Here is a 20,691-nt window from a genome sequence, read left to right as displayed (position 1 = left end):
CGATGCTGCTGAAATACATCCTCAAGCGCATCCTGCTGATGATACCGACGCTGCTGGTAACCAGCGCGTTGATCTTCACCGTCATCAACCTGCCCGAGGGCGACTATTTCGAGACGCTTGCCGCCGAGATGCAGGCCCAGGGCGAAAAGGCCGACCTCAGCCGCATCGAGTTCCTGAAGACGGAGTATGGCTTCGACAAGCCGCCGATCGAGCGCTATTTCCACTGGGTCACCGGGCTCATGCGCGGCGACATGGGCTATTCCTTCGAATATCAGCGCCCGGTAAGCGAGATCGTCGGGGATCGATTGCTGCTGACGATGATCGTCTCCTTCGTCACCATCATCTTCACCTGGGTCGTCGCCTTCCCGATCGGCATCTATTCCGCCACCCATCAATACAGCTGGGGTGACTACGGCCTCACATTCCTCGGGCTGATCGGGCTTGCCGTGCCGCATTTCCTGCTGGCGCTGGTCTTCATGTATTTCGCCAATGTCTGGTTCGGCACCTCGATCGGGGGGCTCGTCGATCCACAATATCTCAACCAGCCGATGAGCTGGGCAAAGCTCCGCTCGGTGCTGGAGCATCTCTGGATTCCCGTCATCATCATCGGCGCCGGCGGCACCGCCGGCATGATCCGCGCCGTGCGCGCCAACCTGCTCGACGAACTCCAGAAGCAGTACTACGTCACCGCCCGCGCGAAGGGGCTGCCGCCCGGCAAGGCGTTGCGCAAATATCCGCTGCGCATGTCGCTGAATTTCTTCATTTCCGATATCGGCGACATTCTGCCCTCGATCGTCTCCGGCGCGGAGATCGTCGCGATCGTGCTCTCGCTTCAGACGACCGGTCCGCTGCTGATCCGCGCCCTGCAGGCGCAGGACATGTACCTCGCTGGTTCCTTCCTGATGTTCCTCTCGTTCCTCACCGTGATCGGGGTGCTGATCTCGGACATCGCGCTGGCGATCCTCGATCCGCGCATCCGCCTCCAGGGAGCGGCCACCAAGTGAAGCCCGCTCTCCCGCCAGACGGCGCGCCGCTGCTGCATACGGCCTCGACCGCGCCGTTCGAACCCTACGCCGTCGAACGCATGACGCCTGAGCAGGAGCGCGTCTATCTCGCGTCACAATGGCAGTTGATGTGGTGGAAATTCCGCAAGCATCGGCTCGCGGTGATCTCCGGCGTCTTCATCATCCTCATGTATCTGACGGTGATATTCGCCGAGTTCCTGGCGCCCTACCATTACACCACCCGCAATACCGAATTCATCCGCGCCCCGCGGCAGGAGGTGCATCTCTTCCACGAAGGTCGCTTCCTCGGCCCCTTCGTCTATCCCTATACGCAGCGCCTCAACATGGAGAACCTGAAGCGCGAATACGATGTCGACCGCAGCCGGCCGCAGCTGATCCGCTTCTTCTGCCGGGGCGACGACTACGATTTCTGGCGCCTGGTACCGGGCAACCTTCACCTCGTCTGCCCTCCCAAGGACGGCACGCTGTTTCTCCTCGGCACCGATCGGCTCGGGCGCGACATGCTCTCGCGCATCATCTATGGCGGCCGCATCTCGCTCAGCATCGGCCTGCTCGGGGTCGGTGTCAGCTTCATCCTCGGCGTCATCATCGGCGGTATCGCCGGCTATTACGGCGGCAAGATCGATCTCTTCATCCAGCGCGTGATCGAAATCGTGCAGTCCCTGCCGCATATCCCGCTCTGGCTCGCGCTGGCCTCGATCATGCCGCCATCCTGGAGCCCGCTGCTCGTCTATTTCGGCATCACGATGATTCTCGGCCTGATGGACTGGACCGGTCTTGCCCGCGCGGTCCGCTCGAAACTGCTCTCGCTGCGCGAGGAAGACTATGTCGTCGCCGCCCAGCTGATGGGCGCCAAGCCTGCGCGGATCATCGGCCTGCACCTCGTGCCGGGCTTCATGAGCCATCTCATCGCCTCGGCCACCATCACCGTGCCGAAAACGATCCTGGGCGAGACGGCGCTCAGCTTCCTCGGACTTGGACTCAGGCCACCGATCACCAGCTGGGGCGTGATGCTGAACGAGGCGCAGAACGTCAATGTTGTGGCGCTCTATCCCTGGTTGCTCTATCCGGTCGTTCCGGTGATCCTGATCATCCTGGCCTTCAACTTCCTTGGCGACGGCTTGCGCGATGCGGCCGATCCCTACCGCTGAGCGCGCCGCCACCTCCTGCTCGCGGACCTGACATCCTGTGCGGATCGCATTTCACACGCCGCTCAATGCGTATGAGGACGGCAGGATTTCCGGTGACCGGCGCATGGCGCACCAGCTCGTCGAGGCGATGACACGGCTCGGCCATGCCGTCGCCCCGATCGCGGATGCGCGCTCCTATATGCGCAGCGCGGAGCCCGCGCTCCTGGATCAGCGCCTCGCCGAGGCGGCCGGCCGGCGCGATGCCTTGCTGGCCGCCTGGGAGACCAATGGCAACCGGCCGGGGCTCTGGTTCACCTATCACAGCTATTACAAAGCCCCCGACCTCCTGGGGCCCGAGATCACGAAGCGGCTCGACATTCCCTATGTCGTCGCCGAGGCAAGCGATTCCGGCCGGCGCTCCGAAGGGGAATGGGCCCGGCATGTCGCACTCGCAAGGCGCGGCTTCCGCGCTGCCGATCTGCATTTTTGCTTCACCGAGCGTGATCGTGGTGGCGTCGAGGCCCGCTCCTCGGACCGCACGCAATTCCTCGAGCTGCCCCCCTTCATCGCGTTGGAGCCCTCCACTCCCCACCGCCGATCCGGTGCCGCAGCCACGCGCCTGATCACCGTCGCGATGATGCGTCCAGGCGTTAAGCTCGAAAGCTATCAAGCGCTTGCCGCCAGCCTCGCCCGCCTGATCGATCGTCCCTGGACGCTCACCATCATTGGCGATGGACCCGTGCGCGATCAGGTCGAAGTGGCCTTCGCGCCCCTCCCGCGCGAGCGCATCGAATGGCGCGGTGTGCTGGATCGCCCTGCCGTCGGCGCGGCGCTGGCGGAGCATGACATATTTGTGTGGCCCGGCATCGGCGAAGCCTATGGCCTGGTCTATCTCGAAGCCCAGGCTGCGGGTCTCCCGGTCGTCGCCTTCGACAGTGGCGGCGTCGCAGCCACCGTCCGGAATGGAGAGACCGCGATCCTGGTGCAGGATGGCGACCTCGCGGCTTTGGCAACAGCGTTGGCGGAGCTCATCGAGAACACGAACCGGCGCGAAGATATGGGTCGCGCCGCGCGAAACTTCGTCTTGCGGGAACGGACGCTCGACCGGACGAGCGAGATCATCTCGCACGGCCTCGCATTGGCGCAGGCGGCTCGCGCCGCATATCGGGTCGCGCGCGCGGAATCGACCGGGCCATGAGCACCCCGCTCTGGGCTCCGCTTCTCGCCGAACTCGACCGCTGGAGCACGCAGGGCCGGCGCCTTCAGCTCTGGCTTCGCGATGACGACGCGATCGCGCCAAGCCCGCAGCTCGACAGGCTGGCAGCCCTGGCCGAACATTTCGATGCGCCCGTGCTACTCGCGGTCATCCCGTTCCTGGCGCAACCCGCTCTCTGCGAGCGCTTGCGGAGCGCCCCGCTCCTAATGCCCTGCCAGCATGGCACCTGGCACCGCAATCACGCCCCCCAGGGCGAGAAGAAGTCGGAGTTCGGAAGCCACCGGTCTCGGGACATCATTGGCGCAGAGATCGCGGCTGGGCGACGCCGGCTTATGGATCTGTTTGGCCCGACCCTGCTGCCGGTCTTCGTCCCCCCGTGGAACCGGATCGACAGGGATATCGCGGCAGGCTTGCCGGAGCTCGGCTTCAGCGGGCTCTCCTGCTTCCGCCATTTCGGCTTCGCGGCTCCCCGCGGGTTTTCCGTCGTCAACACCCAGATCGACATCATCGACTGGCATGGCGGGCGCATTGGTCGCCCGGCCCCCGCCATTGCCGAGGAGATCGTCACGGAACTCACACGAAGACGTGAGGCTGGAATAGGCAACAGCCCACTTGGCCTGTTGCTGCATCACCGCGACCATGATGACGGGGCCTGGGCCGTTCTCGATGCCTTGCTCGGCGCAATGGTCCATCACCCCGCCGTGGAGTTGGTCGGCCTTCGACAGTTGTTTTCAGGCTCGAACACTGCCTAGAGTGAAGCTGCGACGCTGGGTGAGCGTCCGCCACCTGGCCAAGCCGGACTTGGATGGACGCGCGTGTGGCGCTATATCCGAATCCGAACAATTCTAGGTGCGTTCGCCCTCGCTCGAGGTCGTTTGGCCGTTTCGCGGAGGGCGAGCCGTCTATGCCGTATAACGTCATCGACATCGGCGGTGCCGACCGCGCGCCGCGCAGCCCTCAGGCCCCGAGGGTGCTGATCTACAGCCACGACACCTTCGGGCTCGGCCATATCCGCCGCTGCCGCGCGATCGCCAATTCCCTTGTCGCCAGCTATTCTCATATATCAGTGATCATCGTCTCGGGCTCGTCGATGATCTCGAGCTTCCAGTTCGGCGACGGCGTCGACTATGTCCGCGTTCCCGGCGTCGAGAAACAGGATGACGGGGGCTACGCCCCGCATCATCTCAATCTCGATCTCGGCGACACGCTGCGCCTGCGCGCCGACCTGATCAGACAGACCGTGCTGTCCTTCGATCCGGACGTCGTGATCGTCGACAAGGAGCCCGTGGGCTTGCGCGGCGAACTCTTGTCTTCACTCGAGATCCTGCGCCGGCGCGGTGCCCGCATCGTGCTCGGTCTGCGCGACGTGCTCGACGAGCCGAGCAAGGTCCTCGAGGAGTGGCGACATAGCGGCGCGCTCGAGGCACTGGGTTCGGTCTATGACGATATCTTCGTCTATGGGCTGGAAAGCGTCTATCAGCCGCTTCAGGGCCTGCCCGACCAGCATCTCTTCGCCGACAAGATCCGCTATACTGGCTATCTCAAGCGCGCCGTGCCAAGCCCGATGCCGCCGACCCGTCACCCGAAGATCACCAAGGGCCCTTTCATCCTGGTCACCCCCGGCGGCGGCGGGGACGGCATGGGCCTGACCGACTGGGTGATTTCGGCCTACGAATCCGACCCGACGATCGAGCTGCCGGCGCTGATCGTGTTCGGCCCGTTCATGTCGCGCGAGAAGCGCAAGGATTTCGCCGAGCGGATCGCTCGCATCCCGAAGCTCGAAGGCCTCGGTTTCGAGCCGCGCCTCGAACTCCTGATGAATCGCGCTCACTGCGTGGTCGCCATGGGCGGCTACAACACCTTTTGCGAGATCCTCTCCTTCGACAAGCCGGCGCTGATCGTGCCGCGCGTCCGGCCACGGCGGGAGCAGAGCATCCGCGCCGAACGCGCCGACAGCCTTAAGCTCGCCACCATGCTGCACGATCCGCTTCAGGATGGTCAGGCTACGCGCGATCCGGCGATCATGGCTGCCGCCCTTCACGCCCTGCCCAAGCGCATGCCGCCGTCTCAGGCCTTCGTCCCGAGCCTGCTCGACGGCCTGCCCGCCATCAACCGCGCGCTTGCCGACGATCTCTCGATGCCGATCCGCGGCCGGGCGCTGGCCCAGAACAGCGCGGCGGTCAGCTGAGCCTCGCACGGGCCGTGCTCCACGGCTGTGAAGAGCGCCCGAATTCGCTTGAGAAAATGGGCTGACAAGGCTGCGGAAACTTCGCAATATATCAGCCAGGGAGAATGACGGCGCCGCAACGGCGCCTCTTCATGGGAGATCGTTCTCGATGGCGCAGCTGCTGTTCAAGAATTTCGCCATGCTCGAGCCCGACCATGGCGAATTGCGCCGCGGCTACGAATTGCTGGTCGAAGGCGATACGATCCGCGAGGTCTCCGACAAGCCGATCAAGACGGCCAAGGCTGATGTGATCGATTGTGGCGAGCGTACCCTGATGCCCGGCCTGATCGACAGCCATGTCCATGTCTTCCTCTCGGAAGTCTATATCCGCGCCATGGAAAGCATGCCGCTGACCCTGATGACGGCCCGCTCCGTCCGGCTGATGAAGGGCATGATCGATCGCGGCTTCACCTCGGTGCGCGACACCGGCGGCGCCGATTGGGGCATCAAGGAAGCCGTCGAAAAGGGCGATATCCCGGCTCCGCGCCTGTTCATCGCCGGCCAGGCGATCGGCCCGACCGGAGGCCACAGCGACCCGCGCCGGCGCACGGATTTCGGCGCCCGCTGCCATTGCTGCAACGCCATGGCCTATACGATGAACGTCTCCGACGGCGTTTCCGCGGTGAAGAAGTCCGTGCGCGAGCAGATGCGGCTCGGTGCCGACCACATCAAGATCATGATGTCGGGCGGAGTCGCGTCGCCCTATGATCCGCTGGATTCGATGCAGTTCAGCGTCGACGAGGTGAAGGCGGCCGTCGAGGAGGCCAAGGCATTTGGCCGCTATGTCTGCGCCCATGCCTACACGCCTGAAGCGATCACCCGTGCCGCGCAATGTGGCGTTCGTGCCATCGAGCACGGCAATCTGATCGACGAGGCCTCCGCCAAACTGATGGCGGAGAACAATATGGTGCTCACCGCCAATCTCGTCGCCTATTACGCGATGAAGGAGCGTGCGGCCGAGTTCGGCATGACGGGGGATATGCTGGCCAAGAACGATCTGGTCATCGATGGCGGCCTGCGTTCGCTCGAGATCTGCAAGCGCGCCGGGGTTCCCGTCGCCTATGGCAGCGATCTGCTCGGCCAGCTCCAGGTCGATCAATCCCGCGAGTTCCTGCTGCGCAGCGAGGTTCTCTCGCCGATCGAGATCATTCGCTCCGCGACGACCGTCGGCGCCCATCTGCTACGGATGGAGGGCAAGCTTGGCACGCTGCGTGCAGGCGCCTTTGCCGACATCATCCTGGTCGATGGTGACCCGTTGAAGGACCTCGGCCTCTTCCAGAACCAGGGCGCGGCTCTGTCGGCGATCATGAAGGGCGGGAACTTCCACAAGAACCGCCTGCAGTGAGAATCGGGCGGCGACAATGGGTCGACAAAAACCGGCTTGATTGTTTGTAAGTTGAGCCGCAGCCTGCTGTCGGAGCGGATCGAAGGGCGGAGGGCATGGCAGTGACGAGCCGGCGGCAATCGCAGAGCGACCACAACACAACACGCCCGGCGGGGTCATCGCGGCTGGCCGATGGCCGGGCTGGATTCGCCGCTTGAGCGCCGCCCAGCGCCCAAGCTTCGGCCGAATCGCGCTGAATGGCGCTGCCGGCCTGTCGTTAGGCTTCATCCTGCTGCCGCTGGTCTTCGTGATCTGGCTCGCCTTCTTCCGGCAGGAGATTCCGTCCTTCCCGCCCGAAGGCTACTCCCTGAAATGGTTTGCGGCCGTTCCCGGGCAGAAGGCCTTTGTCGACGGCTTCATTCTCAGCCTGCAGGTCGGCGTGCTGGCGACCTTGATCGGACTGGCGCTCGGGGTCCCGGCGAGCCTAGCGCTCGTCCGCCACCGCATCCCTCTAGGCCCGCTGGTGAATACCCTGTTGCTGCTGCCGCTGGTGATGCCGGGCATCGTGCTCGGCACCGCACTCTATGTCTTCCAGATCGAAACCGAGATCGCGACCGGCTGGCCGGTCCTGGGCTCGGCGGGCGGCCTCATCGCGGCCCATACGCTCGTGGTCGTGCCCTGGGTCGTCAGGCTGGTCACGGCAAGCCTTGCCGGCTTCGACCGCACCATCGAGGAAGCTGCTCAGAATTTGGGCGCCGGTCCCTGGAAGACCTTCTGGCGCGTCACCTTGCCAAGCATCCGGCCGGGTATCGTGGCAGCCGGCCTGTTCGGCTTCGTCACCTCTTTCGGCAATCTCGAAATGAGCCTGTTCCTCGTCGGACCGGGCCGCACGACCCTGCCGATCGCGATCCTGCAATATCTCGAATGGAAGATCGATCCGACGGTTGCTGCCGCCTCCGTCATCCAGATCGTTCTGATCGGCACCGCGATGATCATCACCGACCGTTACGTCAAGCTGAGCCGGGTGGTCTGACCCATGGCACGGCTCTCGCTCACCCATCTCCAGAAGGTCTATGGCGACTTCAACGCCGTCGACGACGTCACCATCGACATCGCCGATGGCGAGTTCCTGGTCCTGCTCGGTCCGTCCGGCTGCGGCAAGACCACGACCTTGCGCATGGTCGCCGGTTTTGTGCCGCCGAGCGCCGGCACGATCACCATCGGCGAGCGCGACGTCACCGTGCTGCCGCCCTGGAAGCGCAATTGCGGCCTGGTCTTCCAGAGCTACGCATTGTTCCCCCATCTGACCGTCGCCGAGAACGTCGCCTTCAGCCTCGAGATGCGCAAGGTCCCTCCCGCCGACCGCGCCCCGCGCGTCGCGGAGGCGCTCCGTCTCGTGCAGCTTTCAGGCTTCGACGAGCGTTACCCGCGCCAGCTCTCGGGGGGGCAGCAGCAGCGAGTGGCGCTCGCCCGCGCGCTTGCGATGCAACCCGACGTGCTGCTGCTCGACGAGCCTCTCTCCAATCTCGACGCGAAACTCCGGCAGGAGGTCCGGGTCGAGATCCGCGACCTGCAGCGCAAGCTCGGCCTCACCACGATCATGGTCACTCACGACCAGGAGGAGGCGCTCACCATGGCTGACCGGCTGGTGGTGATGGAGAAGGGCAAGGTCCGGCAGATCGGCAACCAGCGCGAACTCTACGAGAAGCCGGCGGACCGCTTCGTCGCGGGCTTCATTGGCCGCAGCGCCTTCCTCGACGGGGAAACCACAACGCCTGGCCGCTTCCGCAGCCTCGGCGGGCTCGACATCACTGTCGGCGCGGCGAGTGGCACGGGAGCGGCGACACTCGCGCTTCGACCAGAGCGCATCTCGGTGGCAGCCGAGGCCGGAGCGTGCGTCAATCGCTTCGAGGCCCGTGTCGAGCACGTCTCCTATCTCGGCGCGCTGCTCGATATCGATGTCCGTCTCTCTGAGCACGACCGGATGCTGCTGCAGCTCCCGAACCGCCAAGGCAGCATCGAGCCGAAGCCGGGCGACACTATCACGATAGGCTGGGCCGAAGACGCCGGGCTCGTCTATCCGCGCGAGCCGTAAGGCCATGATCGGGAAAGGCGCATTGCGGCTCTCCGTCCGAACATGGCTCGATCACGGTCTCTAGCTCGACAGGCGTCCAACAGGGGAGAACTCATATGAACTCGATCAACAGGCGCCATGTCCTGCAAGGTCTCGCGGCGGGAGCAAGCGCCGCGGCGCTGGGCGGTCCGGCCTTGGCCCAGTCAGGCGGCAAGGTCGTGGTCGGAACCTGGGGCGGCGACTATGCCCGCCTCCTCACCAAGAACATCGAGGACCCGATCCTCAAGCCCAAGGGCATCGAGGTCCTGCAGGACCAGGCCGGCGACGCCCCACGCCGCGCCAAGATGGTCGCCGAGCGTCGCCTGCCGCGCGGCACGGTCGACATCCACGGGCTCTCGGCCGCCAACATGTACGAGATGAACGAGGCCGGCGTCGTGGAGCAGCTCGACTTCTCCAAGATCCCGAACGCCAAGAACCTGCTGCCGACGATGAAGTACCCCTATGGCATCGGGCACATCTATTCCGGCAACGTCGTCATCTACAATCCCAAGCTGATCAGCCCCGCGCCGACCGGTTTCAAGGATTGGCTCGACCCGAAATGGGGCAACAAGATCGGCTTCATCGACATTCAGTATCAGTCGATCATGGTCGCCGCCTCGATGGCCGCAACGAACGGCGCCAGCATGAACGACCTCGACAAGGCGAAGGAGGTTCTGCTCGCCGTCAAGAAGACGGGCGCGCGCGTCTACCCGACGAACGAGGCCTTCGCCCAGGCGATGAAGAACGAGGAGGTTGGCATCAGCGCGATCTGGAAAGCGCGCGTCGTCCAGTGGCAGGATGCCGGCATTCCCTGCGAGGCGGTTTCCCCGGTTGAAGGCATCCCGGCCTATGTCTCCGGTTTCGTCATCCCGAAGAATGCTCCGAACAAGGAGAATGCCTACGCCTATATGAACGCCATGCTCGAGAAGGCGCCTCAGGAGGCCTTCGCAGTCGATATGGGCTATAACGGCACTGTGACCGGTCTCAATGTCGCGGCCGCCCTGCAGAAGCGCATCGGCTTCACGCCCGAAGAGGAAAAGCGCCTCAAGGATCTCGACTACGGCTTCCTCGCCAAGAACGATTCGGCGATGAAGGAGTGGTGGGACAAGGTCTTCAAGGCGTGATGCGGCCATGAGCACGACTGCCCCCGAAGCTGTTGCGGGCGGCCGCACCGGACTTGCCGGGGCGCTCGTCGTGCCGGCGACCATCTTCGTCGCGATCGGGCTGATCGGCCCGGTCGCGATCCTGTTCCGCTATTCGCTGAACCAGTTCATTCCGGGCCAGTTCATGGTCGACGGACTGACCATCGAGAACTACGTCAAGTTCTTCACCGACACCTATTATCTCAACGTGCTCATGCGCACCGTGCGCGTCGCGGTAATCTGCACCATCGCTTGCCTGATCATGGGCTTCCCCCTGGCCTATGTGCTGGCGCGCACCGAAAGCCGGTTCAAGAACCTGCTGATCATGGCCGTCGTGCTCCCCCTGTTCGTCGGCAACGCGGTTCGTGCCGCCGGCTGGATGACCGCTTTTGGCAACAAAGGCGCGCTCAACGCCTCCCTGATGGGGCTCGGCCTGATCAATCAGCCGATCGAGATCATGTTCACCGAGACGGCCGTGATCATCGGCATCGTCGCGGTCAACCTGCCCTTCATGGTGCTGACCCTGCAGAGCGTCATCGAAGGTATCAACCGCAATGTCGAGGAGGCAGCGTTCAGCCTGGGCGCCGGCCCCGTCGCGATGTTCCGCCGCGTCCTCTGGCCACTGGCACTCCCGGGGATTCTCGCTGGCACGATCCTGACCTTCATCCTGGCGATGAATGCCTATGCGACCCCAGTTCTGCTCGGAGGCCCGAAGTTCCAGACGATGGGGCCACTCGTCTATGGCCAATTCGCGCAACAGAACAACTGGCCCTTCGGCGGTGCGATTTCCTTCATCCTGATGACGGCGACGCTCCTGCTGACCGTGGCGGCCCACCTGATCGTGCAGCGGCGTTATCGCTGAGGGCGCCGCCGGCCGCAGCGGCATGTTGCCGCCGGTCTCAGTGGCGCTTCCACTGGTCAAGCGCGCGGCGGCACTCTAAATCTCGCGCATGACCATTTCCGGATCGCTCGTCCCCATCGCAGTCGGCGCCGTCGCCCTGGTGCTGCTGCTGGGTCTCGCCAACATGCTGCGCGGCGGTAGCGCCAACACATCGCAGAACCTGATGCGACTGCGCGTGGTGCTGCAATTCGTCGCGATTCTGGTGATCATCGGCGTGCTCTGGTGGCGCGGAGGCTGAGCCCGTCTCACTTTTCAGCGGACGCGACAGCTCTGACTGACGGTGCGTAAGCTGTTGATAAATCAGATATTCTGCATAACCCTCCAGGGGTCCCAACCGCGCTTGCCGCATTCTGGACACGAGTCTATGCGTTTCACTAACGTCCGTTCAAACGATAAAAAGAACCTGTAGCCCATGCCGCGCGTCGCGTTGCTGATCCTTGCCGGCTTCCTGGCTGCCTCGCCTGCCCAGTCGCAGTCGCAGGCCTTGCCTTCCGGAGTTTCCAGCTACGCCCCCGCAACCGAAACCCCCGTTCCGTCCTGGGAAGCGCGCCTCGGCATTGCACCGGCGAATCCGAGCGGCCGCGAAAGCGGACTGCTGAACTTCAATGGCGAGGTGGTGACGCCGCGCGTCATCCCGCTTAATGACCGCATCGCCTCGGCCTTCGTGCCGCGCTTCCATCTTGGCTCCAGCATCAATTTCAATGGCACGCGCTATGCCTATGCGGGCGCGACCTGGACCGTCGATCTCTCGAAGAATGTCTTCGTCGAAGCCAGCTTCGGCGCCGCCGTCAATGACGGCAAGACCGGTGCGGTCGTCCCGGAGAACCGACTCGTCGTCGGCTGCGATACCGGCACGCGCGGTGCTGCGGCGCTCGGTGTTCGCCTCAGCGATCGCTGGAGTCTGATCGCGACGCTCGAACAATTCGGCACCACCGGCTGCTCCGACAAGGACAAGCCACGCGGCCCGGCCAATTTCGGCGCCAAGCTCGGCTACACCTTCTGACCCTTCGCTGGAGCATCGGCCCGAAGAGCGGATTGCGGCTTTCGGGAATGCTGACGCGGACACAGAAAGTTGGATCGCCTGACCGGATAAGAGTTTCGGTCCGATGATCGAAAGCATCTCGGCAGGGTGGAGGCTGTGGTGCTCCAAGCCTTTCGTTGCGGACGCGACGCGCTATAACGCGTCATGGTCAAGCTGAATCGCATCTATACGCGCACTGGGGATAACGGCACGACCGGGCTCGCAACCGGCCCACGCCGGCCGAAATACGACTTGCGCGTCGCAGCCTATGGCACCGTCGACGAGACCAATGCCTGCGTCGGACTGGCACGGCTGCATGCAGCAACCGAGGATGGCGAGGTCGATGCCATGCTCGGACGGATCGCCAACGATCTTTTCGACCTCGGAGCCGATCTCTCGACGCCCGACACCGGCGAGACGCTCGCCTATGAGCCGCTGCGCATCGTCCAGGCCCAGGTCGACCGCCTCGAAGCGGAAATCGATCAGCTGAACGCGGCGCTCGCCCCGTTGCGCTCCTTCGTCCTGCCCGGCGGAACACCGGCAGCCGCCTATCTTCACCTCGCCCGCACGGTCAGCCGGAGGGCCGAACGCCTGATGGTCGAGCTCGCCCAGACCGAGGGGGAGCACGTCTCCGCGCCGGCGCTGAAATACATCAACCGGCTTTCGGACTTCCTCTTCGTTGCCTCCCGTTTCCTCAATGCCAGGGCCGGGGGCGATGTGCTCTGGGTTCCCGGGCAGAACCGCTAGAGCCGGACATGTTCGTACCGCTGCATGACGGCGTTCCGCTGCGCTTCATGCGCGCGCCCTATGTGACCTATGCCCTGATCAGTGCCTGCATCGGCATCCATCTCGCGATCTGGATCCTGCACGAACCGCCGGGAGAGATCGCCGTCATGGCCGGCTTCGGCCTGATCCCCTCCGTCTTCTTCGGCACCGCGCAACTGCCCATCGAGATCATGCAGGCTCCGGCCTGGCTGACGCTGTTCAGCAATGTGCTGCTGCATGCGAGCTTCGCCCATCTCGTCGGCAACATGCTGTTCCTCTGGGTCTTCGGCGACAATGTCGAGGACGCGATGGGCCATTTCCGCTTTCTGGCCTTCTTCTTTCTTTGCGGCCTGGCCGGGTCGCTGGCGCATGCCGTCATGAATCCTGGGTCGGAGCAGCCGCTGATCGGCGCATCGGGCGCGATCTCGGGCGTTATCGCCTCCTATCTGATGCTCTATCCGCAGGTCCGGATCTGGGGCCTCGCCTTCAAATGGATCCCGCTGCACGTCCCGGCGATGTACGCGCTCGGCGCCTGGATCCTCTTCCAGTTCATGTCAGCCTTCGTCGACCCACAGGGCAATGTCGGCTGGTGGGCGCATCTGGGCGGGCTTGCGACCGGCGCGGCGCTGACCCCGATCTTCATCCATCGCGGCGTTGGGCTGTTCGGGCGCGCTGCAAGAGGGTGACGCCCGCGACTTTGGCGGCGTTGACAAGCCTAAACAGCCATCGCTACGGTCCCCCGGCATTCCAGCCGAGAGCCACGATGCCGTCATCCTGCCGCGTCGCGCGGCGCGGCCTCGATCGTATCTCTCCCGAACGGTGAAGCGACGATGAAGATCCTTGTGCCCGTCAAGCGGGTTGTCGACTACAATGTGAAGATCCGCGTGAAGGCGGACGGCTCCGGCGTCGAGCTTGCCAATGTCAAGATGTCGATGAATCCGTTCGATGAGATCGCCGTTGAGGAAGCGTTGCGGCTGAAGGAAGCCGGCAAGGCGACCGAGGTCATCGTCGTCTCGATCGGCCCGGCGCAGGCCGCGGAAACCATCCGCACGGGTCTCGCCATGGGTGCCGATCGCGGCATCCTGGTGAAGGCCGAGGGCACGATCGAGCCGCTCGCCGTCGCCAAGCTCCTGAATAAGATCGTCGAGCAGGAAAGCCCTCAGCTCGTCATTCTCGGCAAGCAGGCGATCGACGACGACTGCAACCAGACCGGCCAGATGCTGGCCGCCCTGCTCGGCTGGCCGCAGGGCACCTTCGCCTCCAAGGTGATGATCGGCGATGGCTCGGTCGATGTCACCCGCGAGGTCGATGGCGGCCTGCAGACCGTGGGGCTCAAGCTGCCGGCGATCGTGACCACCGATCTGCGACTGAACGAGCCGCGCTACGCCTCGCTGCCCAACATCATGAAGGCCAAGAAGAAGCCGCTTGATGAGACCACCGCCGAAGCGCTCGGCGTCGACATCGCGCCGCGCCTCAAGGTCCTGAAGACCACCGAACCGCCAAGCCGATCGGCCGGCGTCAAGGTCGGCTCGGTCGCCGAGCTGGTTTCCAAGCTGAAGAATGAAGCAGGAGTTATCTGAATCATGACGACGCTGCTTCTCGCCAAGCACGACAACAAGAGCCTCAACGAGGCCACCCGCAAGGCCCTGACCGCCGCCAAGGCGCTCGGCGCGCCTGTGCATATCCTGGTCGCCGGCACGGGCTGCAAGGCGGTTGCCGAGGCCGCAGCCAAGCTCGACGGCGTCGAGAAAGTGCTGCTGGCCGACGATGCTGCCTACGAGCACCGGCTTGCCGAACCGCTGTCTGCCCTCATCGTCTCGCTGGCCGGCCCCTACGACGCGATCGTCGCGCCGGGCACCACGACCGGCAAGAATGTGATGCCGCGCGTCGCTGCCCTGCTCGATGTGATGCAGATCTCGGAAATCACCAAGGTCGTCTCGCCCGACACCTTCGAACGTCCGATCTATGCTGGCAACGCGATCCAGACCGTGCAGAGCAGCGAGGCCAAGAAGGTGCTCACCGTGCGCGGCGCGTCCTTCGCGGCGACCGGCGACGGCAGCGCGACCGCGCCGATCGAAGCGGTTGCCGCTGCCGAGCACGCCGGCACCTCGAGCTTCAAGGGCGAGGAAGTCGCCAAGTCCGATCGTCCGGAGCTCGCGTCGGCCAAGATCATCATCTCGGGCGGCCGCGCGCTCGCCTCGGCCGAGAATTTCGGCAAGGTGATCGAACCCGTCGCCGACAAGCTCGGAGCCGCCATGGGCGCCTCGCGCGCCGCGGTGGATGCCGGCTATGCCCCGAATGACTGGCAGGTCGGCCAGACCGGCAAGGTCGTGGCGCCCGACCTCTATATCGCCGTCGGCATCTCGGGCGCGATCCAGCATCTCGCCGGCATGAAGGATTCGAAGGTCATCGTCGCCATCAACAAGGACGAGGAAGCCCCGATCTTCCAGATCGCCGATTACGGCCTCGTCGGTGACCTCTTCACCATCATGCCCGAGCTTGCGGCCGAACTCGCCAAGATCGGGCGCTGAYCGATCGGCCGCTGACGCCAGCGGCACGAATGTGATATCCGGGCCGCTTGCTCTGGGCGGCCCGCGTCGCTTTCACGATGAAGGCGATCAGACGAAAGATGGATCAGGACATGTCGGACCAGGCGATCAAGACGATCGGCATCATTGGCGCGGGGCAGATGGGCAACGGCATTGCCCATGTCGCGGCCGTCGCTGGCTTCGACATCCGGCTGCACGACCTCGCCGAGGACCGCATCAAGGCCGCTCTGGCGACGATCGACGGCAATATGGCGCGTCAGGTCAGCAAAGGCGCCATGGATGACTCGCTACGGCGCGAAGCCATGGCCAAGATCGTCGCGACGCCGACCCTGGAAGGGCTTGGCGACTGCGACCTGATCATCGAGGCCGCGACCGAAAGCGAGGAGGTCAAGCGCAAGATCTTCACAGCCGTCTGCCCGCATATCAAGCCGGAGACGATGCTTGCGTCCAACACCTCGTCGATCTCGATCACCCGGCTTGCCGCGGCGACCGACCGGCCGGAGCGCTTCATCGGCATCCATTTCATGAACCCCGTGCCGCTGATGCAGCTCGTCGAGCTGATTCGCGGCATCGCCACCGACGACCATACCTTCGAGGCGGCCCGCAGCTTTATCAGCAAGCTGCACAAGACGGTGACGGTCTCGGAGGATTTCCCGGCCTTCATCGTCAACCGCATCCTGCTGCCGATGATCAACGAGGCGGTCTATACGCTCTATGAGGGCGTCGGCTCGGTCGAGGCGATCGACACCGCCATGAAGCTCGGCGCCAATCATCCGATGGGTCCGCTCCAGCTTGCCGACTTTATCGGCCTCGATACCTGCCTCTCCGTGATGCAGGTGCTCCATGATGGCTTGGCGGATTCGAAATATCGCCCCTGCCCGCTGCTGGTAAAATATGTCGAAGCCGGCTGGCTCGGCCGCAAGACCAAGCGCGGTTTCTACGATTATCGCGGGGAAAAGCCGGTCCCTACCCGCTGACCGGCATCCCGACCCGGGCATTAAGCCGGGTATCGCCCCAGAATTCGGAATGGATGGCGTCGGCCGGCTCAAGGCCGGCCACTATGACGCACATCAACTTCGCACTGCGGCATCTTCACATTCCTGTCGTCTCGCGCGTACATTGAGCTGTGAGCAGGATTCGTCCTGCTTCGATCAGCGGAGGTGCGACGGGTTTGACGGCGCATGTGATGCATCCGATGGCCTCTCCGGATGGCTGTCCGGCTCTGGTGCTCAATGCCGATTTTCGGCCGCTGAGCTACTACCCTCTCTCGCTCTGGAGCTGGCAGGACGCCATCAAGGCAGTCTTCATGGACCGGGTGAACATCGTCTCGGAATACGACACGATCGTGCACAGCCCGAGCTTCAACATGAAGCTCCCGTCGGTCGTCTCGCTGAAGACCTATATCAAGCCGTCCCGCACCCCCGCCTTCACCCGCTTCAACGTCTTCCTGCGCGACCGCTTCTCCTGCCAGTACTGCGGCACGCGCGACGAACTCACCTTCGACCATGTCGTGCCGCGCTCGAAGGGCGGCCTGACGACCTGGGACAATGTGGTCGCGGCCTGCTCGCCCTGCAATCTGCGCAAGGGCGACAAGATGCCGACCGTCGTCGGCATGTTGCCTCTGCAAAGGCCCTTCGCGCCGACGGTCAACGACCTGCACCGCAACGGCAAGCTCTTCCCGCCGAACTACCTGCACGAAAGCTGGCTCGACTATCTCTACTGGGATTCCGAACTCGAACCCTGAGATGCTCGGTGCGGATTATCCGCCTTGTTTCGAGGCCTTGATCAGGCCCAGCAGGGCCAGGGCGGCAAGCCCCAGCGAAGCCAGAGCATTCCAGCCCGCCAGGGACAATCCGAGAAACCGCCACGCTGCTTCGCCACRGGACACCACACGCGTGGTCTGAAGCTGCTTCATGAAATCCTGGACGCCTGCGGCAGCCGCCGGGGCACCGCCGCCGCAATCATTCGGCCCGAGGAACCAGCCCCATTCCACACCGGAATGATAGGCGCCGAGCCCGGCGCTCCAGAGCATCAGCACGGCGAAGCCCGCGAGCACCGCCATTTGCAAGGCACGCGAACGAGCGCCCACCAGCGCCGCGACGGCAAGCGCCATGGCGGCGTAATGCGGAATGCGCTGCTCGAGGCAGAGCTTGCAGGGCACGAGATGCCAGACGAGCTGCGACCACCATGCTCCGGCGATCAGGGCCGTCGAACCGAGACCGAGGAGCAGGATCAACCGCATCGGGCGCATCAGCATGTCGAGCCGGGAATCGCTGCCGGGCATTGCATCATACCGCCGGGAACAGATGTTTGAAGGCGAAGAAGCCGCCCACGATCCCAACGACCAGGACGATCATCGCCGTGGTGAAATGCTCGTCGAGAATGCGCCGGATCGGGCCGCCGAACCGATTGAGCAACCCGGCCAGAAGATAGAACCGGGCCCCGCGCGTGATGATCGAGAGCACGACAAACCAGAGCAGATCGTATCCGGCAAAGCCCGATGTGATCGTCACCAGCTTGTAGGGAATCGGCGTCAGCCCCTTCAGCAGGATGATCCAGGCACCATACTGCGCATAGGCCGCCCGAAAGGCCTCGACCCCGTCGCCATGGCCGTAGAGCTTGATGATCCACTGACCGAGCGAATCATAAAGCAACGCACCGATCGCGTAACCGAGCAGTCCCCCGAGCACCGAGGTCACTGTGCAGATCCCGGCATAGAACCAGGCTTTCTGGGGCCTGGCGAGCGCCATCGGCACCAGCATCACGTCGGGCGGAATCGGGAAGAAGGAACTTTCCGCGAAGGAGACGGCACCCAGCGCATAGGGTGCGCGCGGGCTGGCGGCGAGCGCCATGGTCCATTCATAGAGGCGTCGAAACATGCTCATGCACCGGTGCGCGCCGCCCGATGAGGGCCGACATGCGGCTGTTCAGTCCTCAGGAGCGGGCGATAGCCGTTCCGCGCGCCTGAGCGAGCAAAGACCATCTTCCGGCGAGCGTTGCCTACCCACCGGGCTGGCTTCGCTATCGAGGCTGTCTAGCCCCGATGGCGTCAGGCTGTCCATCATTCACAGCTCTGCACAATGCCTGCTCACGATCCGTTGACCGCGCGCGCGCCATCGCTATAGTCCGCCGGCCCGTTGAGGGCATGTACCGCGGTCGAAGGACCGGCGGCCTCATGCTTGGGCCCCTGTGGCGGAATTGGTAGACGCGCTCGACTCAAAATCGAGTTCCGCAAGGAGTGCTGGTTCGATCCCGGCCAGGGGCACCATTCATTCTCGATACGCCTGCTCACTGGCGTTTTCGGAAGGCTTTCAAGCCCGGTATTCCCGCCTTGTGGCGCGCCCTGGCCATGTCGCGCGCTTCTTGCGGACGACCTCCCATCAGCACTGCATCGCCACGGAGGCTCTTCTGTCAGCGATCGCCTGCGCGCGGCATCCAGAGTCGGCGAAGCCCGAGCGTCGCGTTGGCCTGCACTGACAAGTGCCCCGATCGGCCGCGATATTGCGATCCGCGTTGTCATGCATCATGAAGGAAGAGGGTGTCTGCATAGGCGGTCGAAACTGCGACGCGGAACAATTTCAACGCGTCATTCGGCGCATCGGGGGCTGCGCCGGGATGATCTACAATCTGCAATTGCTCAGAGGCTTGGCGGCGCTTGGAGTGAGTTTCTACCACAGCGATTTTCAGATCGTCCGCGGCATCTCAACTGAATTCTATGGCGTGTCCATCTTCTTCGCGATCAGCGGTTTCATCATCACCCATGTGACACGCCAGGATAGCACCGGGTTCCTGCTCAAACGCCTTGTCCGTGTGGTGCCTCTCTACTGGATCGCAACTGCGGTTTTCTTCATTTTTACACCCTATACGTGGCCGCACTTGCTCGAGAGCCTTCTCTTCGTTCCGGCCGACAAGCCGCCGGTGCTGCGCGTCGGTTGGACCCTCAACTATGAAATGTTTTTCTACGTGCTGTTTGGTGTCGCGCTCGCGATAAGCAAGAGGTGGGCGCCACTGATCGCTGCGGTTGTGCTACTGCTCTTGCAGGCGGTTCAGCATTTTGCCCCATGCGGGCGGGTCTGCTCGACCTATGGGGGGAGGGTGACCGGCTTCTTCGTGATCGGCATTGCTCTCTACTATGTTTGGCTTGCCGCGCGGCTCTGGATGCCTCCGTTGCGCAGGACAATGAAGGTCGTGTCCGCGATCGTTGCCGGCGGCGTCGTCACGATCTGCGTGGCGTGGCACGAGCCGCCAGCGGCTGTGGCGCTCATCATCGTCACAGCAGTTCTCTTGACCGCACTCTTGGCCGAAGCATCCGGCCTCGCCTGTCGGAATCGGGCCCTGCTTGCGCTCGGCGGCATGTCCTATTCGCTCTACCTGACCCACCTGATGGTGATCGAGCCAATGCGGATCGTAGCCACCAAGCTGCCCTGGCTCGATCAGGCGCAGAGCATTCCGGTCATGCTCGCGTCTGTCGGCATGAGCGTATTGCTGGCCTATGTCGTTTTTCGCTTCATCGAAACGCCGATGCTCGCGGGCTTCCGCGCGTTAATCCAGATACGGCGTCGACCAATCCCAACGCCCCCCTGACTGCTCCAACGCGGCGGTCTCTTATCGCCAGGGCGCCAGGAAGCTCAGGCGACTTGTTGATCGCGAGCACCGCTCGCCCACTCCCCCATAACCAAGGCAGCCCCGACGCGTTTCATTATTGGCCCGCCACTGCGAAGGCACTAGGCGGGCCTCGATCGTGTTGAAAGCGCGAGCTATGGTCCTCTGTGCAGATCGGTTGTCCCTACGGACTGTGACATCGCTGGGCAGGAACGAGGCCCCTGGCCTGAAACCGCGCAAGATCAACGCACAGAAGCTGATCGCGACACACGGATGCTGTTCGCTGCTGTCGATCGGGCCACGCGAACATGGACACATGAGCCTGCGGCACGAATGTCCGCCGGGGGCGGCGGCGCCAGATCGCCATCGATTTGTACATCCGATGTACCACGAATGGAGACATGGTCGGCGCGTCTCATTTCAATGAACGAAAGCGACGAAAACCTATTTGTGGCGATACAGAATGCGGACTTCAACTGCGCGAAACGGCTTCCTTCACGTTGAAGCGCGACAATGAAACCTGATGCCTTTGGCGTGGCATTTTCGCTTATAATGAAGGGCCCTGCGTAGAACCGGCCCTTCATCACCAGCAGTCCCGAAACAAGTTCATCGGGGCCTCCATCGATGCGCACGGAGAATTTTTGGTCTCGATGCACCAGCAGGCACTGTATAGCCG

22 protein-coding genes and 1 tRNA gene are annotated in these 20,691 nt (G+C 63.8%); 20 read left to right on the top strand and 3 right to left on the bottom strand.

The window, feature by feature from the left end:
- Positions 1 to 5: 5 nt before the first annotated feature.
- The 18 genes from AC1DW9_RS29960 (at position 6) to AC1DW9_RS29875 (ending at position 17,157) form a co-directional block, all read left to right on the top strand.
- Positions 6 to 1,004 (top strand): ABC transporter permease, encoded by a 999-nt coding sequence (locus AC1DW9_RS29960; RefSeq protein WP_441493232.1) that lies wholly within the window; start codon positions 6 to 8, stop codon positions 1,002 to 1,004.
- On the top strand, positions 1,001 to 2,176 hold the full coding sequence (locus AC1DW9_RS29955; RefSeq protein ID WP_441505688.1) for an ABC transporter permease: 1,176 nt from the start codon (positions 1,001 to 1,003) through the stop codon (positions 2,174 to 2,176). The genes AC1DW9_RS29960 and AC1DW9_RS29955 overlap by 4 nt, the downstream gene beginning before the upstream one ends.
- Positions 2,177 to 2,279: 103 nt before the next feature.
- Positions 2,280 to 3,353, top strand: a complete 1,074-nt coding sequence (locus tag AC1DW9_RS29950; protein WP_476775498.1) for a glycosyltransferase family 4 protein — start codon at positions 2,280 to 2,282, stop codon at positions 3,351 to 3,353.
- Entirely contained in the window at positions 3,350 to 4,123 is a 774-nt protein-coding gene (locus tag AC1DW9_RS29945) for a polysaccharide deacetylase family protein (RefSeq protein ID WP_476775499.1), read from the top strand. Before AC1DW9_RS29950 ends, AC1DW9_RS29945 begins: the two co-directional genes overlap by 4 nt.
- A 53-nt stretch (positions 4,124 to 4,176) precedes the next feature.
- The gene (locus tag AC1DW9_RS29940) at positions 4,177 to 5,559 is read left to right on the top strand and encodes a glycosyltransferase family protein (protein ID WP_476768905.1); all 1,383 of its coding nucleotides are present in this window, start codon (positions 4,177 to 4,179) and stop codon (positions 5,557 to 5,559) included.
- Positions 5,560 to 5,707: 148 nt separating this feature from the next.
- Positions 5,708 to 6,943 carry a metal-dependent hydrolase family protein gene (locus AC1DW9_RS29935; RefSeq protein ID WP_441505692.1) on the top strand — a complete coding sequence of 412 codons (1,236 nt, stop codon included), beginning with the start codon at positions 5,708 to 5,710 and terminating at the stop codon, positions 6,941 to 6,943.
- Positions 6,944 to 7,136: 193 nt separating this feature from the next.
- The gene (locus AC1DW9_RS29930; RefSeq protein WP_244523418.1) at positions 7,137 to 7,955 is read left to right on the top strand and encodes an ABC transporter permease; all 819 of its coding nucleotides are present in this window, start codon (positions 7,137 to 7,139) and stop codon (positions 7,953 to 7,955) included.
- A gap of 3 nt (positions 7,956 to 7,958) precedes the next feature.
- The gene (locus AC1DW9_RS29925) at positions 7,959 to 9,017 is read left to right on the top strand and encodes an ABC transporter ATP-binding protein (protein WP_441493193.1); all 1,059 of its coding nucleotides are present in this window, start codon (positions 7,959 to 7,961) and stop codon (positions 9,015 to 9,017) included.
- A 95-nt stretch (positions 9,018 to 9,112) separates the two neighbouring features.
- Positions 9,113 to 10,159 carry an ABC transporter substrate-binding protein gene (locus tag AC1DW9_RS29920; RefSeq protein ID WP_441505693.1) on the top strand — a complete coding sequence of 349 codons (1,047 nt, stop codon included), beginning with the start codon at positions 9,113 to 9,115 and terminating at the stop codon, positions 10,157 to 10,159.
- Positions 10,160 to 10,166: 7 nt separating this feature from the next.
- A complete protein-coding gene (locus AC1DW9_RS29915; protein WP_441493191.1) occupies positions 10,167 to 11,039 on the top strand; it encodes an ABC transporter permease in 873 nt (290 codons plus the stop codon).
- Positions 11,040 to 11,127: 88 nt separating this feature from the next.
- Positions 11,128 to 11,316: a twin transmembrane helix small protein gene (locus AC1DW9_RS29910; protein ID WP_043233987.1), complete on the top strand. Its 189-nt coding sequence runs from the start codon at positions 11,128 to 11,130 to the stop codon at positions 11,314 to 11,316.
- Positions 11,317 to 11,490: 174 nt separating this feature from the next.
- Positions 11,491 to 12,081 carry an acyloxyacyl hydrolase gene (locus AC1DW9_RS29905; protein ID WP_441505695.1) on the top strand — a complete coding sequence of 197 codons (591 nt, stop codon included), beginning with the start codon at positions 11,491 to 11,493 and terminating at the stop codon, positions 12,079 to 12,081.
- A 183-nt stretch (positions 12,082 to 12,264) separates the two neighbouring features.
- Entirely contained in the window at positions 12,265 to 12,846 is a 582-nt protein-coding gene (locus AC1DW9_RS29900; RefSeq protein ID WP_476775500.1) for a cob(I)yrinic acid a,c-diamide adenosyltransferase, read from the top strand.
- Positions 12,847 to 12,854: 8 nt separating this feature from the next.
- Positions 12,855 to 13,550 (top strand): rhomboid family intramembrane serine protease, encoded by a 696-nt coding sequence (locus AC1DW9_RS29895; protein ID WP_441505697.1) that lies wholly within the window; start codon positions 12,855 to 12,857, stop codon positions 13,548 to 13,550.
- A gap of 144 nt (positions 13,551 to 13,694) precedes the next feature.
- Positions 13,695 to 14,444 carry an electron transfer flavoprotein subunit beta/FixA family protein gene (locus AC1DW9_RS29890; protein ID WP_476775501.1) on the top strand — a complete coding sequence of 250 codons (750 nt, stop codon included), beginning with the start codon at positions 13,695 to 13,697 and terminating at the stop codon, positions 14,442 to 14,444.
- Between the two features lie 3 nt (positions 14,445 to 14,447).
- Entirely contained in the window at positions 14,448 to 15,395 is a 948-nt protein-coding gene (locus AC1DW9_RS29885; protein ID WP_476768901.1) for an electron transfer flavoprotein subunit alpha/FixB family protein, read from the top strand.
- Positions 15,396 to 15,505: 110 nt separating this feature from the next.
- Positions 15,506 to 16,390 carry a 3-hydroxybutyryl-CoA dehydrogenase gene (locus AC1DW9_RS29880; protein ID WP_441505700.1) on the top strand — a complete coding sequence of 295 codons (885 nt, stop codon included), beginning with the start codon at positions 15,506 to 15,508 and terminating at the stop codon, positions 16,388 to 16,390.
- Between the two features lie 209 nt (positions 16,391 to 16,599).
- A complete protein-coding gene (locus AC1DW9_RS29875; RefSeq protein ID WP_069882394.1) occupies positions 16,600 to 17,157 on the top strand; it encodes an HNH endonuclease in 558 nt (185 codons plus the stop codon).
- Between the two features lie 15 nt (positions 17,158 to 17,172).
- On the opposite strand, the gene AC1DW9_RS29870 is transcribed toward AC1DW9_RS29875, so the two are convergent.
- Together AC1DW9_RS29870 and AC1DW9_RS29865 are read right to left on the bottom strand one after the other, a co-directional pair.
- The gene (locus AC1DW9_RS29870) at positions 17,173 to 17,697 is read right to left on the bottom strand and encodes a disulfide bond formation protein B (protein ID WP_476855262.1); all 525 of its coding nucleotides are present in this window, start codon (positions 17,695 to 17,697) and stop codon (positions 17,173 to 17,175) included.
- Between the two features lie 4 nt (positions 17,698 to 17,701).
- A complete protein-coding gene (locus AC1DW9_RS29865) occupies positions 17,702 to 18,292 on the bottom strand; it encodes a YqaA family protein (protein ID WP_441505702.1) in 591 nt (196 codons plus the stop codon).
- Between the two features lie 304 nt (positions 18,293 to 18,596).
- On the opposite strand from AC1DW9_RS29865, the gene AC1DW9_RS29860 reads away from it, so the two are divergent.
- Positions 18,597 to 18,681 (top strand) — tRNA-Leu (locus AC1DW9_RS29860).
- A gap of 347 nt (positions 18,682 to 19,028) precedes the next feature.
- On the top strand, positions 19,029 to 19,997 hold the full coding sequence (locus AC1DW9_RS29855; RefSeq protein WP_441505703.1) for an acyltransferase family protein: 969 nt from the start codon (positions 19,029 to 19,031) through the stop codon (positions 19,995 to 19,997).
- 260 nt (positions 19,998 to 20,257) lie between these two features.
- On the opposite strand, the gene AC1DW9_RS29850 is transcribed toward AC1DW9_RS29855, so the two are convergent.
- Positions 20,258 to 20,691 (bottom strand): hypothetical protein (locus tag AC1DW9_RS29850; RefSeq protein WP_476855261.1); only part of this gene is annotated, 434 nt, incomplete at its 5' end.

This window comes from Allobosea sp. P4_E12 (genome assembly GCF_056401655.1).
Note: the sequence above shows the minus strand (reverse complement) of the source record. Positions and strands in the feature narration are given on the sequence as shown.

Excerpts from the sequence above, each read along its gene's own strand:
- AC1DW9_RS29865 (WP_441505702.1), bottom strand. The coding sequence starts at position 18,292 with ATGTTTCGACGCCTCTATGAATGGACCATGGCGCTCGCCGCCAGCCCG.
- AC1DW9_RS29925 (WP_441493193.1), top strand. The coding sequence starts at position 7,959 with ATGGCACGGCTCTCGCTCACCCATCTCCAGAAGGTCTATGGCGACTTC.
- AC1DW9_RS29940 (WP_476768905.1), top strand. The coding sequence starts at position 4,177 with ATGGACGCGCGTGTGGCGCTATATCCGAATCCGAACAATTCTAGGTGC.
- AC1DW9_RS29890 (WP_476775501.1), top strand. The coding sequence starts at position 13,695 with ATGAAGATCCTTGTGCCCGTCAAGCGGGTTGTCGACTACAATGTGAAG.
- AC1DW9_RS29915 (WP_441493191.1), top strand. The coding sequence starts at position 10,167 with ATGAGCACGACTGCCCCCGAAGCTGTTGCGGGCGGCCGCACCGGACTT.
- AC1DW9_RS29945 (WP_476775499.1), top strand. The coding sequence starts at position 3,350 with ATGAGCACCCCGCTCTGGGCTCCGCTTCTCGCCGAACTCGACCGCTGG.
- AC1DW9_RS29855 (WP_441505703.1), top strand. The coding sequence starts at position 19,029 with ATGATCTACAATCTGCAATTGCTCAGAGGCTTGGCGGCGCTTGGAGTG.
- AC1DW9_RS29910 (WP_043233987.1), top strand. The coding sequence starts at position 11,128 with ATGACCATTTCCGGATCGCTCGTCCCCATCGCAGTCGGCGCCGTCGCC.
- AC1DW9_RS29935 (WP_441505692.1), top strand. The coding sequence starts at position 5,708 with ATGGCGCAGCTGCTGTTCAAGAATTTCGCCATGCTCGAGCCCGACCAT.
- AC1DW9_RS29880 (WP_441505700.1), top strand. The coding sequence starts at position 15,506 with ATGTCGGACCAGGCGATCAAGACGATCGGCATCATTGGCGCGGGGCAG.
- AC1DW9_RS29900 (WP_476775500.1), top strand. The coding sequence starts at position 12,265 with ATGGTCAAGCTGAATCGCATCTATACGCGCACTGGGGATAACGGCACG.
- AC1DW9_RS29885 (WP_476768901.1), top strand. The coding sequence starts at position 14,448 with ATGACGACGCTGCTTCTCGCCAAGCACGACAACAAGAGCCTCAACGAG.
- AC1DW9_RS29895 (WP_441505697.1), top strand. The coding sequence starts at position 12,855 with ATGTTCGTACCGCTGCATGACGGCGTTCCGCTGCGCTTCATGCGCGCG.
- AC1DW9_RS29950 (WP_476775498.1), top strand. The coding sequence starts at position 2,280 with ATGGCGCACCAGCTCGTCGAGGCGATGACACGGCTCGGCCATGCCGTC.
- AC1DW9_RS29905 (WP_441505695.1), top strand. The coding sequence starts at position 11,491 with ATGCCGCGCGTCGCGTTGCTGATCCTTGCCGGCTTCCTGGCTGCCTCG.
- AC1DW9_RS29920 (WP_441505693.1), top strand. The coding sequence starts at position 9,113 with ATGAACTCGATCAACAGGCGCCATGTCCTGCAAGGTCTCGCGGCGGGA.
- AC1DW9_RS29875 (WP_069882394.1), top strand. The coding sequence starts at position 16,600 with ATGCATCCGATGGCCTCTCCGGATGGCTGTCCGGCTCTGGTGCTCAAT.